Source organism: Aestuariivivens sediminicola, from assembly GCF_022662015.1.
GTDB lineage: Bacteria > Bacteroidota > Bacteroidia > Flavobacteriales > Flavobacteriaceae > Aestuariivivens > Aestuariivivens sediminicola.
This window is the reverse complement of record NZ_JAKMCM010000004.1, coordinates 212,222-227,314: the sequence shown is the minus strand read 5'-3', so window position 1 is coordinate 227,314 and position 15,093 is coordinate 212,222. Positions and strand designations below refer to the sequence as shown.

The 15,093-nt window shown below is 43.1% G+C and carries 5 protein-coding genes; 2 read left to right on the top strand and 3 right to left on the bottom strand.

The genetic code is table 11. The annotated features are described in order from the left end of the window. The first annotated feature begins 9 nt into the window (after positions 1 to 9). A complete protein-coding gene (locus MR041_RS10915) occupies positions 10 to 9,702 on the top strand; it encodes a T9SS type B sorting domain-containing protein (RefSeq protein ID WP_242093830.1) in 9,693 nt (3,230 codons plus the stop codon). A gap of 26 nt (positions 9,703 to 9,728) precedes the next feature. After that, positions 9,729 to 10,718, top strand: coding sequence for a PorP/SprF family type IX secretion system membrane protein (locus tag MR041_RS10910; RefSeq protein WP_242093828.1), 990 nt, complete (start codon positions 9,729 to 9,731; stop codon positions 10,716 to 10,718). A gap of 155 nt (positions 10,719 to 10,873) precedes the next feature. Here the strand turns inward: MR041_RS10910 and MR041_RS10905 are convergent, their stop codons facing one another. The 3 genes from MR041_RS10905 to MR041_RS10895 form a co-directional block, all read right to left on the bottom strand. Then, complete coding sequence (locus tag MR041_RS10905; RefSeq protein ID WP_242093826.1) at positions 10,874 to 12,067, bottom strand: CehA/McbA family metallohydrolase domain-containing protein; 1,194 nt, start codon at positions 12,065 to 12,067, stop codon at positions 10,874 to 10,876. A 195-nt stretch (positions 12,068 to 12,262) separates the two neighbouring features. After that, positions 12,263 to 13,885 (bottom strand): sulfatase family protein, encoded by a 1,623-nt coding sequence (locus MR041_RS10900; protein ID WP_242093823.1) that lies wholly within the window; start codon positions 13,883 to 13,885, stop codon positions 12,263 to 12,265. Between the two features lie 127 nt (positions 13,886 to 14,012). Beyond that, complete coding sequence (locus MR041_RS10895; RefSeq protein ID WP_242093822.1) at positions 14,013 to 15,047, bottom strand: glutaminyl-peptide cyclotransferase; 1,035 nt, start codon at positions 15,045 to 15,047, stop codon at positions 14,013 to 14,015. Between the last annotated feature and the right edge of the window lie 46 nt (positions 15,048 to 15,093).

Genomic DNA, 15,093 nt, shown 5'->3' with positions numbered 1-15,093 from the left:
GAGGCGACTATGAACAAAACTACTTATGTAAAATCCATACTTGTTGTTTTATGCTTTCTGTCGTTCGGGTTAACGGCTTTCGCACAGGCCTATAAACCCTTCAGTTTGAGAAAGCAAATAGAGGAAAGAGGAAGTATGTTGGTCGTTGGTAATGCCATCCTTGGCGAGAATAACAACGATTTCAACGATCTGACCAGAGACAATCAAGATATCTCCATGCAGTATATCGATATCGATAGTGACGCCTCTACCTTCAGTTCCAGTAGTGCCGACCTACAATTACACCTTCAGGAAGACGGAAGCCCCACCACCTGTTATCGCGTTGCGTATGCAGGACTCTATTGGGGTGCCATTCTACAGAGTGGGAGTCGCGCCGATATAGATAAAGTAAAGTTCAAGTTGCCAGGTACAACAGACTACATTGATATTACCGGAGAGATTATCTATGATGCCATTGTAGATCCTATACCCTCCGAACCGGGTGAGCCTGGAAACACACCTTATGCATGCTATGCCGAGGTCACGGATCTGTTATCCGGATTGACCGATATTGAAGGCGCCTATACCGTAGCTAATGTCACTTCAGGCCTGGGATTGAATAATTCAACCGGTTTGGCCGCAGGGTGGACCTTGATAGTGATCTATGAAGACCCCAATCTGCATATGAAGTCATTTAATATTTTTGATGGCTTCAGTCATATCTATGATGGTCACCAGGAAACCGTACCGGTAACCGGATTTGCAACCCCGCCTGCAGGTAATATCGATTTGCAATTTGCCTATGCCGCTTTGGACGGTGATCGCACCAAACGCGCCACAAAACTGGAAATAAATGGAAAAGAGGTGACTACACCCTTCAGATCAGCAAACAAATTCTTTGGATCGGTCATTGAAAACGAAAATGGCGTGTCACATCCCAGAGTGCCCAACAGCGCGAATACCCTGGGATACGATACCGGATTTTTGGAGATCATTAATTCGGAACCCGAATTCATAAAGAATGGCGATACATCGGCCGATTTCAGATTACAGGTGGCCAGAGGTCAGGCGGATCCCATATTTGCATTTTTAGGGGCCTTTGCAGTGGATATCATTGCTCCGGATATTGATTTAACAAAGACCGTACATGATGAGTTCGGCAATGATATCGATGGTGCTGACGTCTATTTGGGCGACAGGTTATTCTATGAAATTACCTATCAGAGTGTCGGAAATGATAATGTGACCGAATTCACAATTAAGGATGTCTTACCTGACAATATTATTTTCGATCCGAATACCGACATTGATTTATCAAATGCCGGTGGTGCAACCTTATTATCATGGGATCCGGTAACGCGTACCCTGATTTTTAGCATCCCGGACGAATCCGTTGAAGTGGACGATCCGGCTTTTGTCATTCGTCTTGCGGTCCAGGTTGTTCCCAATTGTTACGATCTCAGTCAGGCCTGTTCCAATGAAGTCGCTAACCAGGCTTTTGCAACGTACAGAGGGGTCATCAATCCAACGCTAATTGAAGAGGAGGGTAGTTTTGCTACCGTGGAGTGTCTCGGCGTTCCGGGATCGACCAACTTTATAGTCGACATCTCCGATTGTGAATATCAAAAAACTGAAATACTCTGTGGATCCAGTGTCGTTTTAACCGCAGCCAGTGGTTATGACACGTATTCCTGGTCCACCAGTCCGACCGGGACACCCGTAATAGGTACAGGACAAACCTATACGGCCACAGAAGTGGGTACCTATTATGTAACCAACACGACCAATTCAACCTGTATTTCCATTCAGGAGGAAATTACGGTTGCCCTTTATGGCAATACCCAAACCAATCCCGTTATTCCTTACGCCGACCTATTACCGGTGTGTCCGAACGACGGTAAGGTCTTACCCTATATATTCCTATGTGGTGCCAATGAAACAAGAGCTATAGCCACTGGTATCAGTGATGCCGTTTCTATAGTTTGGGAGCAACTTGATGAATCCAGTTGCCCGGCAATGACAGTTGATGACTGTGCCAATGAAAATGATGCCTGTACATGGAATCAAGTGGGCACGGGGCCTGATTATGTTGCGAACACCTCGGGAGAATTCAGATTGGTTATCAATTATCCTGGTGGTTGTTTTAGCATTTTCTATTTCAATGTCTATCAAAACCTCTTAAATCCTACGATTACGGCTGAAGATATCATATGTACCACGCCGGGTCAGGTAACGGTAGGTGGTGTGCCTTCCGGTTATGAATATAGTTTAGACCCTAACGGCCCTTACCAGGCTTCAAACGTATTCACTGTGAATACGCCAGGATACTATACAGTTTATATACAACAAACTGTGGCTGATTCTTTTCCCTGTACATTTCAGACGCCGAGCATCTATGTGCGTCAGAGGGATGCCAACTTAACCACGGTGGTCACCCAGCCTGATTGTAATGGCGATAAAGGCAGCATACAGCTACAGGTGAACGATGCCTTACCACAGTATTATTATACATTAACTGAAGGAGGCACATTAATCAGCAGCGTCGGACCCATAGCGGATAGCAATTACACATTTGACAATCTCAATCCGGGGACCTACACTTATAATGTCACAACAGACGATGGTTGTGTGTTTACCGGCGATATCGATATACTGGATCCACCGTTTATTACGGTAACTGCGGCATTAACCCAACCATTGACCTGTACGGACGGGGAAATCACCATTTACCCTGATGGAGGGACACCACCTTATAACTACTTCATCAACAGTACGACGGTATCTCAGGATTATCCGGAATACGTTGTCACAGCGGCTGGAACCTATACGATTACAGTCATCGATTTTAATGGCTGTGAGGCCACGACTTCGATTGATGTTGAAGGTATTTTACCCCCGGAATTCACAATCTCCCAGGCTGATATTCTATGTGCTGATGATCCGAACAGTGGATCTATAACGATTAATGTCACCAATGCCAATGGGAATAGTTTAATGTATAGCATAGACAACGGTGCCAGTTTTGTGAGTTCGAATGTGTTTACCGGACTGGCTGAAGGAACTTATGATGTGCTGGTTCAATATACCTATGATGCCGATATTTGTGCAACATTCCCACAAGCCATAACAATAACAGCTCAGGCTCCCATTACAGGATCGGCTGCCTTAACAGCTCCTTATACCTGTACGAGCAACGGTGAAATAACCGTATCAGGGGTGACAGGAGGGACAGCACCTTATGAATACAGTATCGATGGCATAAATTTTCAATCCGGAACCACCTTCACCGGATTAACCAATGGCACGTATACCGTGACTATCAGAGACGCCAGTGGATGTAGTGCTGCCCTGGCACCTATTACCATAGATCCTCTGGATCCACCAACAGATATGGACTTTAGCAGTACAGCACTGACTTGCCCTACGAATACCTCCGACGTATCGATAACTGTAACAGGTGGCACGAGTCCTTTGGAATATCAGATTATTGCACCATCCAGTGCTGTAACCGCTTATCAATCCTCCAATGTATTTACAGGATTGGCCCCGGGGACCTATACCTTCCAGGTAAATGATGCTAACGACTGTACCTACAGCGAATCGTATACCATTGATCCCCTGCCGACACTAACGGTGGTTGGATTGGCTTTAAATAATGTGACCTGCTTTGGCGCTTCCGATGGAACTGCTGAGTTTACGGTTTCAGGAACGACCAGTTTTACCTATACCATTAATGGCGGTGCATCTGTTGCAGGTACCTCAACCATTAATTTGTCAGGATTAGCCGCCGGTAGTTATACCATACTTATAACGGATTCAGCAACGAATTGTACCGCCACAGATACGGTGACCATAGATGGTCCACCTTCTGCATTGACAGTTACTGCTACAGAATCGCCAATTACCTGTGATGCCGATGGTAATGTCACTATAACAGCAACAGGTGGATGGGGTGGTTACAGTTTTGAATTGGTGCAACCCGACAGTTCCGTATTAGGCCCACAGGGTAGCGCTGCTTTCGGAGGATTATCACAGATCGGAACCTATACAGTCAATGTTACTGATGCCAACGGTTGTGTTGCCAGTACAACATTTGATCTCAATACTCCAGGCAATCCGACAGCTACCATAAGTAATGCTGATTATTGTTATGATGCATCGAACGGAGCGTCTTTGGAAGTGAGTGCTTCAGGAGGAAATCCGCCCTATGAATACAGTATTAACGGCAGTGCTTTCCAATCCAATAACGTGTTCTCAAATTTAATTCCGGGAACCTACGATATTATAGTAAGGGATGCCTATGGATGCACCTATACCTTACCAACGGAAACCATTTCCGATCAGTTAACCGCATCGGCCAGCCTGACAAAAGGACTGGATTGTAGCGTCAATCCTGATGCCGAAGTTAATGTAACGGTCTCAGGGGGTACAGCACCTTACAGTTATGAGGTCTCACACAATGGCGGTGCCTTTACGGCCACCGGTAATCCGCCCTATACTTATAACAGTGCGGAGACCGGTGATTATCAGTACAGAATTACGGATGCTCAAGGTTGTACAGCCTTAACGAATGTGATTACCATACAACCCATTACCAACCCTTCGGCAACAGCAACAGCCACGGATGTATTCTGTAATGGCGATGCCAGCGGTATAGTAACCATTGATGTTGATGAAACCGCCGGGACGCCACCCTATGAGATAAGCTTCAATGGTTCGGCATATACCGCCCAGACAGTATACAATGGCCTGGTATCCGGAACCTATAATTATATGGTTAGGGATAGTAACAGTTGTGTTTTCAATGGTTCTGTAACGGTTAACGAACCGAACCCTGTTGTATTAGGTTCAGAAATCATTACCCCTATTACCTGTGGTGTGGGAGGTAATGTCCTCGGTAGTATTCAGATTCTAAATGTGACCGGTGGTACACCTGACTACACCTATACGCTTTTAGACAGTTCAGGAGCAGTAGCAGCAACATCATCAACTAATCCGTTTGGACCGACGCCCAATGATAACGTAACCTTTAATGACCTCATTTTTGGTAATTACTATTTGAGAATTGTGGATGCCAATGGATGTGAATACAATTTCGGCCCCTATTTGGTGGCTTCGGATGTAGACAACCTGGATATCCTTGCCAATGGCGGAGGTACCTGTATAGCAGGTGTTGAATACAACATCAGTATTGTTAATGGAACCGGACCGTTCAGAGTACGCATCTATGACGGAACGACAACCTTTACACCAGCAGATGGTGTGGCACCAAATGGTTTACCGACCTCTGACGTTTCACCGAATGAGAGAAACCACCAGTTTACGGGATTATTGTTTGATGTGAGCTATGTGTTTGAAGTATTGGATACCAGTACGAATTGTACCTATATAGAACAGGTTCCGGCTGTTCCAAGTCCTTCGACAATTGGCGTAACGGGAACACCTACCAATGTATCGTGTTATGAATTACCGGCACTAAGTAACGGTAGTTTTGATTTTACGGTTTCCGGTTATGACGGCTCTGACTTATCCTGGGAGGTATTTGAAAACCTCAGTAATACCACTACCGGAATAACAGGTAATGCCGCTGGTCTGACAGGTAGTGATTACAGTGATTCTGTTTCCGGATTGGCCCCGGGAGATTACTATTTGTTGGTTACAGAAACCGATTTGAGTTCAACACAATGTACCGCGATAGTGTATTTCCAGATTACAGAACCAACAGAATTGTTATTGGCCGAGGTAGAGAATACCAATGCCAATTGTAATCAGGACGCACAGGTGGCCGTAAATGCCAGTGGTGGTACACCACCATATGAATATGCATTCGTAGTGGATGCTATATTACCGACAACAGGGGATTGGACCACCAGTAACCTGGCGTTCTTGGATCCGGCTACGAGCCTGGATTGGGACGTGTACGTTCGTGATTCCAATGGCTGTACTATTCTGGTACCTTTAGATATCACCATTGCATCAGATCCTGTACCAACAGTGACCTTACCATCTATAGCAGACGACCAATGTTCATCTGATGGTAGCGCATACACCTTTACGGCGACACCGGGTGGTGGTGAAATCACACCGGTAACCTATAGCATTGATGGTGTTAGTTTCCAATCGAGCCCGACATTTACGGTAACATCAACAGGAACCTATACAGTAACCATTAGAGATGGCAACGGTTGTACAGCCACGGATACCATTACCATTTATCCTCCATTACAGGTAAATGCCCAGGTTACAGGTTTACCCTCATGTTCTAATAACGACGGTATAATAACGGCAACAGGTTATGGTGGATCAGGAAATTACACCTATGAGATCACCTCCGGACCCGTATTAATTGGGCCGCAGGCATCCAATGTATTTAATGGATTACCAAACGGTACCTATACCATTACCATAGCAGATACAACGACATTGTGTACCAGTGATACCACTATACTCTTAGACCCGGCCACTCCGGTGGCATTTACTTTGACAGCATCCGATGTGAGCTGTAACGGGGGTACAGATGGCAGCATAACTGTAAATTTACCAGCAAGTAATGATAATCCGCCATACACCTATGAAATCACTTCCGGACCCGTTTTGGCAGGCCCACAGAGTTCAAACCTGTTTACAGGATTGCCCGCTGGAAATTATGATATTACGGTAACTTCCGGAAGAAATTGTAGTACCACAGAACCGATAACCATTGGTGAACCACTTCTTTTGGATGTTTCAGGTTCGGCTACGGATTTTTCATGTGCAGCGGATAATTCGGTCAACACCTCGATACTCACAATCACTGAAACAGGTGGAACGGCACCTTATACTTACAGTATTGATGGCACGAATTATTTTACAACGAACACATTCGAAATAATAGATAATGGCAGTGTACAGAGTATTTCTATTTATGTTACAGATGCTAATGGCTGTATGGCATCGAATTCTGTGAGCATTAATCCGCTACCGGAATTAACTATAGCTACCGCTGCTATAGCCACGCCTATTGATTGTAATAATACGGGTACGGTCACTATTTCAGTTACCGGGGGATCAGGTAATTTTAGTTATGAATTGTTGCCAGGTGGAACACCACAGGTCTCCAATACATTCGCAATTACGGATCCTGGAACCTATTACTTCAGGGTTACCGATATAGACACAGGATGTAGCATCGATACGTCACCATTAACCATTGCGCCTTACGACACTATAGAGGTTACAGCTCTGGCTACCACAGCGGTAACTTGTTTCGGAGATAGCGATGGCACTTTAGAACTAACGGTTAGCGGATATACAGGTACCTATAGCTATGAAGTTTTCGATAGTACCGGTGCCTCTGTAAGCGGAATCGTTGCAGCGGATACATCAACCAATCCACAGATAATTACAGGTATATCCGGCGGCAATTATTATGTAGAAGTTACTGAAACATCAAGTCCATTTTGTGCTGCAACATCGAATACGGTAACTATCGATTCACCGTCAGCGCCGTTAGCACTTTCGGTCTCGGAGACTTCAAACGTGACCTGCGATGATAATCAGGGCAGCATTAATGCTGTTGCCAGTGGCGGCTGGGGTAATTACCAGTACGAATTAACAGGTGCTGCCACAGTACCGTATTCATCCAATGGTACATTCTCCAATCTTTCTGCAGGATCCTATACCGTTAATGTGATGGATGCTGGTGGCTGTGTTGTTTCAGAGAATATAACCCTGAATCTGCCGACACCTATAGATGCCACGATTGCTGCTACACCCACACTATTAAACTGTTTCGGTGATGCCAATGCTACCATTACGGTTAGTAATGTGACCGGCGGACAGGGCAGTAATTATAGCTATACCTTAAATAGGACTGCTCCGACAGTAAGTTCTTCAGGACCACAAACAACACCAGTATTTACCAATTTGGGTGCCGGAACATACAATGTTACGATTACCGACGGGTACAACTGTTCATTTACAACACCGGATGTCGTTATTGATGAGCCCACGCAGGTAACCGCTTCACTAGTTACGGCAAGTACTCAAACCTGTGTTAATGATGCCATGCTTACACTAAGTGCTACAGGAGGCACAGGCACCTATGAATATAGTGACACGCCAACCTTTACAACTGTATTAGGTTCATTTACAACATCAACGACCTTTACTGTATCGGTAGGCAGTCATGCGTTTTATGTGCGTGATGCCAACGGTTGTGTCGCCGCTATTTCAAATGAAATAACGATTGAACCTCTCGAGCCTTTAACTGTGATTTTAGACACTACCAACGCAACCGTCAATTGTGCAGGAGATGCCACAGGTGTTATTGTTGCCGAAGCACAGGGCGGACTGGGAAATTATGTCTATACCCTGCAGGACGATGCAGGAAACGATATTATCGGAGCCATACAGAACAGTCCAGGGGTATTTACCGACTTACCAATTGGAACCTATCAGGTGCATGTGGAAAGTGTGGATTGTGAGGTCACTTCGGCTGCGGTTATCATAACAGAACCTTCTGAACCCCTGGTCGCTCAATACACCGTTTCAGATGTCACCTGTAATGGGGAAAATGACGGTATTATAGAAGTTATTGCCTCTGGTGGAACCGGAATCATAAAATATGCCATAACTCCAAGATTAGATCAGTTCTTTGATGAAGCTATTTTCGATGAATTGAGTCCTGGTGTTTACGATATCATCGTTCAGGATGAATTGGGCTGCTATGTCTTACTTGAAGATATTGAAATAATCGAAGCCGCTCCTGTGATATTAAGTATCGTTCCAAATTCTATTTTACCTGAGGTATGTGAAGGGGACATGAATGGCGAATTCAGTATAGACATTTCAGGAGGAACACTGCCCTACAGTGTGGCATTAGATGATATTAACGGTACTTATACTGTTGGTGGCGCTACACAAACACAGTTTGATTTCACCGGATTAGTAGGTGGTGATCATATTGTGTATGTAAGGGATGCTCAGGGATGCGAATCGGAATGGAACATCACATTCCCTGAATCCGTGCGTATCGATCCTGAACTGACCATTGAATTCGGATGTGTAAACAATTTATCTACAAATACGATTACCGTTACTATAGATGACAGTTTAACCAATCCCGCAGATGTCGATTATTCCTTAAATGGCGGACCATACCAGGCGAGCAATGTATTTACCGATGTACCTCCGGGAATGGGACACTATATTGATGTCAGACATACCAATGGTTGCATACAGTCCACTGAGCCGTTCGATATTCCAAGCTATGAACCTCTGGAAGTGGTGTTGGTGGAGAGCAGCAATATTAACGAAATTGAAGCCATTGCTACCGGTGGAACCGGTGAATATGAATTTGAGTTCAACGGTGAATCCACAGGCAGTACGAATACCTTCCAGATCTATGAAACCGGTAATTATACGGTGGTCGTCACCGATAGTAATGGATGTACAGCAACTGCTTCCGGGTATTTTGAATTTGTCGATATCTGTATTCCTAACTATTTCGTTCCTGGCCAGGAGGATTGGGGCCCCGGATGTGGTAAGGATAGTTATAAAAACTTAACAGTAGATATTTACGATCGCTATGGTCGGGTAGTGGCTCGACTCCGTGTTAGCGACAAATGGGATGGTAAGTATAATGGCCGTGAATTGCCAACAGGAGATTATTGGTATGTGGTAAAATTAAACGACGATAGCGATGATCGAGACTTTGTAGGACATTTTACACTGTATCGATAACCATGTTAACCCTCAAACAGTTTATTATGAAACTAAAAGACCTACTAAAATATTGCCTATTTGCTCTTATAACGCACAGTTATGCGCAGGAGTTGAATTTGCCTGTTTATACGCAATATTTAGCCGATAATGACTTTGTGGTTTCACCGACCTATGCCGGAATTGGCGACTACCTCAAGATCAGGGCCAATGGTCTGACGCAATGGGTTGGGATTAAAGACGCACCCGACAACCAATCGGTCTATGCCGATATACGCATAGCAGACAGGTCAGGTCTTGGATTTTCGTTTTACAACGACCGCAATGGGAATACCATACAGACTGGGGCCAAATTTTCTTTTGCGCATCACCTGATATTGGATGTTACTTCAGAACAGTACCTTTCATTAGGATTGTCCCTGAATGTTAACAATTTTAGAATTGACATCAATAACTTTCAGAATTATAATAATGATGGATCACCAGCCCCCATAGTAGGCGTTGAGGACGACAGAAGAACTTCGAATATCAACTTTGATGTCGGCGCCCTATACCGGTATAAGGATTTCTTTTTCAGTCTTAATGTGAATAATATCCTCGATAAGAATATTGATGCGGTTATACGTCAGGATGAGCCTAATCTGTTATTGAATTATCAAATCTATACGGGGTATGTCTTTGGAAAGCCGGTACGAAACGGACTGCAATTCGAACCTTCAATATTCTATCAGATGTTTACGAGTGACAAACGTTCCAGTACTGACCTTAACTTTAAAGTGAAAAAATTTGGTAGAAACGACAACTATTTCTTTGGAGGGATTTCCTACCGTTTCCTGAACGATCAATTCTTTAAACCGCTCAATATTGGACCTATGATGGGCTTAAATCAAAACAAGTTCTATTTTGCCTATGCCTATCAAATTACAGCCAATGGGTTAGCTGCCTATAACTCCGGAACACATGTCATTACCATAGGACTGAACTTCCTCAGAGGTATCAGTAACTGTCCGTGTACCAAGACCAGAGTCCGCTATTAGGACGTCATTAATACCTATTGCAATTCGTTTTTATCAGGGATTAATGCATACCCTGCTATAAATTGCATCAAGTGTATTTATAACAGCGTTGTGCTATCATCATTTCATCAGCACCTATATTATCCACCTCTCACGCTTCAAATTGCCTGCTGCTTCTAATGACCAAATAACACGGGTTGCGTCCAGGCCATTTCATAAATGATATCTTCGATAGGGTTGTCGTGTAATTTAGAGGAAACAATCTTACATCTCACATACAGCAGTTCATCGGTTACTTTCATTTGCGCACTGGCACCACTCATGGTCATTAATACCTCTGGTTCCGTTTTACCTTGTTTGCATCCTATGAATGAAATTTGATAGGTGTGCCCTTCTTCCTCATCGACTTCAATGCTCAGGGTATTGTCTGCAAAATTTAAAGTTTTTAATTCTATTCCGGTAGTAGCGTAAAAATCACCAGCTTTCATGGCCTCAATCAGCGCTTCCGGATTTAAGGCGGTGGCTCTGACTTCAATCCATCCCCTACCAGCATTCGACCATTTTTTGCCCTGCATATGATAGTTATGGGAATCATCTGTAGCCAGTCCATACAATAACGGTTTGTTAGCTTTGATATGGGCAATATTAACAAGATCCCATAAACGCTCTGTGGACAGATGTAATGAATCACCGGCGTTATGTACTGCGGGATGCCCGTTAAAGAGCTCGAAAAAAATACCGTTTCTCAATGGAATTAAATCATCGAGATCCAGGGCGAATCCAAAATTGGGGTGGTTAATAACGGTCATCATGGGGATGTTGAACTGATCGCTTTGCTTTTGAACCGCATCAATATTATTTTGAAGGACCTCAGAGACACTTTCCCCGCCTTGCGGGTCTATTTTCTTTTGGATATTTGTAGCATTCAGGTGAATGGGCTTGTTGTTAAACCCGTCGGAAATCTCCTCGGATTGTAAAATCAAAAACCGCCCATTTTCCTCAAATAAGGGACGGTACTCTTCAAAGGTTTTTAGCTTAACACTGATATTGTCAAGAGAATCGGTAGTGTAGTTAACCCACTGATCACCATAAGTGTTAAGATAATTCTCAAAGCCGTTTTGGTATATGGAATCGCTCCTGATCACTTTCCAAAACTCACCTTCCGCGAGGGTGTTGTGGTCAGTAAGTGCTACGAACTGGTAATCATGGGATTTATACCACTGCATGATGGGTTCAGGGAATTCATCCCCGTCACTCCAATAGGAATGCGTGTGTAAATTTCCTTTATACCATTGTTTTGCAATGGATTGTTCCTGCTTACAGGAAAAAAAAAGCAGTAATGTCAATAGGGTAAGTGTGTGAAATTTCATTGTCCTTAATATTTTGTGTATCCGTAATAGCGGCTTTTAAATGGATTCGTGTCCAGGTTACAAAGTAGTTAAAAACTGCACCTTTTCAAAATGGTCTAACCGTCAAACCTGACCGGGATAATTAGAACTGCCAACCTTGGCATTTCTAAAAAATAACAAGTACTAATACAAATTTTTTTATTGGTGATGTTTTACTTATTCCGAGTGTTCCGGTTTTGGAAACTTTCGCATCGGTGAATACCGGATGTAACTATCAAACACTTCTTTGTCTGAACCAACAACGCGTGGATCCTTTGTGCGTTGAAGTTCTGCCATCATTTTTCCCTTAAGGTCTTTTTCGATCGATGCATATTCAGCAGTTCCAGCCAGGTTCTTCAGACAATATGGATCTTCATTGACATTGTATAATTCTGTTTCAGTCCGTTTACCATGCGCTAACTCGAAATACCTGGAAATCTCAGCATCCTCGAAATTTTCAATAATATACGTTTTCGTTGGGGAATCATCAATATCCGTGAATGATCCTGAACGCACGTATTTTCCTTCTTCATTAAGACCAAACATGGGCCACAAACTTGTGCTATCTTCCGGATTGAATCGCTGGGGTGCACCAGCCGGCCATCGTTCCGGTTTTATATTCCAGATATAAATGAAATCCCCGCTGCGAATGACACGTTGAGGGTATCCCTGGTTTAAATAGCGTGAGCTCGAGTGCCTTTCTCTTCCTGCTAGGACAAATTCCTTTGTCTTGTCCACCCTGCCTTGTTTCTCACTCTTTAAAATATTCAGTATACTTTTTCCTGAAATGGGCATCATCCCTTCTGAACTGGTTTCAGTCAATTCTAAAATTGTAGGCGCAATATCTATAAAACTTACCGGATCGTTAACCACTCTTTTCCCTGGAAATGCTTTTGGATACCGCACGGCGAGCGGAACATGTACGCCGTATTCATAACAGTTTGCTTTGGCTCTTGGAAATGGCATGCCGTTATCAGAAGTAACTATGACAATCGTATTATCCAGTTCTCCAATACGATCGAGATAATTCAGCATACGTTGAAGATGAAGGTCAAACCACTCGATTTCAACAGCATAGTCGAGCAAGTCACTGCGGATCTCATCATTGTCAGGAAGGAACCCCGGAACTTCTGTTACATCCTCCAACTTTTTACCCATACGTTTCCATGAACCCTTCTCGTAAGAACGGTGAGGCTCAAAAGCACCATACCAAAAGAAAAATGGCTTATCACCTTTTAGATTCTCCATGAAATACTTAAAATTCTCAAAATAATTGGTAGTTCTGATGCCTTTAGCAAAACGCTCATCAGTGGCATCCGTATAGCTTATGCTGCTGTGCGTTTGACCGGCTGCATTCATCGTTCGCCACAGCGTATCTTTTTCACTACGTGCATAGCGAAAAGGACCAACACCTTTTCCCGTCAAGCCTGTAACATATCCATTGGCAACCAACAAATCAACAAAGGGGACATATTTTTTCATCCACGAAGATGCATGCTGACCCGACTGCTCGTTTTGCCAATGATAACGGCCTGTGACAAGGCTGCTCCTCGAGGGTGCGCAACCTGGAGATCCGGCATAACAATTTGAAAAATAAACACCTTCTGTCGCTACCCTGTCGAAAGCAGGCGTGTTTACGAAGTTACAACCGGCAAAGCTGGTGTGAGGAAACGACTGATCGTCACTGATTGCAAACAGAATATTTGGTCTCTTTTGCTCAGCAGGATTTTGTTTACAACTTGTGAGTACAGCAAATGATATTATTAGTAATCTAAACCTATACTTCGTAATGATATCCATCTCAGGTTGTTATCTGGTTTTCAATAACCATAAGGCATGCGGAAACACCAAAGTGTGTTAAGTTATTAATTCAATTATAATTAGCTGATTGAATAATGGTGATTTAGGTAATATGGTCAATGGGAAATCAATTCTCGATTAGCTCTACCTCGAATAATTTATCCCAACGCTTTCCGGTTACAAAAATGGTTTTGGTTTCGGGATTATAGGCAATACCATTTAGAACATCTAACTTGTCATGTTGCGTCACCTTTCGCTTCAATGGAGAAAAATCGATCACTCCGATAACGGCACCGTTTTTAGGATTAATAATGGCAACACCATCTTTTTGGTAACGGTTGGCATAAATTTTTCCATCGATCCATTCCATTTCATTAATACCTACAATTTTTCCCTTATTGGTATAGACCTGTATATAACTTTGTTCAATTAAGGTCTCTGGGTCTAGAAGCCAAATGTTTTCGGTACCATCGCTCTTATATATGGTGCTGTCATTATTGCATAATCCCCAACCTTCTTTACTGTTCCCGTATTTAAAACTACTTAGCTTGTCGAAGGTATTGACATCATAAACAAATCCGGTACCCTCTCTCCAGGTTAACTGATAAATTTTATCGTGTAAAATGGTTAAACCTTCTCCAAAATAACTGTCAGCAAGATCGATGTTTTTTATGACTTCACCTGTTTTATAGTCCAGCTTACGCAATTTGGATTCCTTATACTGCCCTGTGCTCTCATACAAATAACCATTAAAAAATTCTATACCCTGGGTGTATGAGCTTATATCATGTGGATACTCATTAATAATTTTGTAGTTGTAAATACGAGGGGGTTCATTATTCAATAGGGTGATTGGGGCAGTGGTGATTTGTTTTTCATTGTTAAAATAGACTGTCGCTTCAATGGTATGTTTTCCCAATTTAAAATGAGATAAGGCCGTACTCTCGTCAATCCGCTCGCCGTCTAATGTATAGGTCACAGAATCTATGGTATGATTTTTTTTGTTTTTAAGTGTAAGCTCCAAGGTATTGTCAATAGAAATATTTCCTTTTTCCGTGTTGGTTAGGATACTAAAATCACTCTTTTTCTGTTTGGCGTTAGAACCACATGACAGTAGGAGTAGGCTGAAAACAGCAAGGATAACATATTTAAAGGAAGGCATGCTTTTTCAAGATTTAAGCGAAGATATTTATTTAAAATCGGTTTAA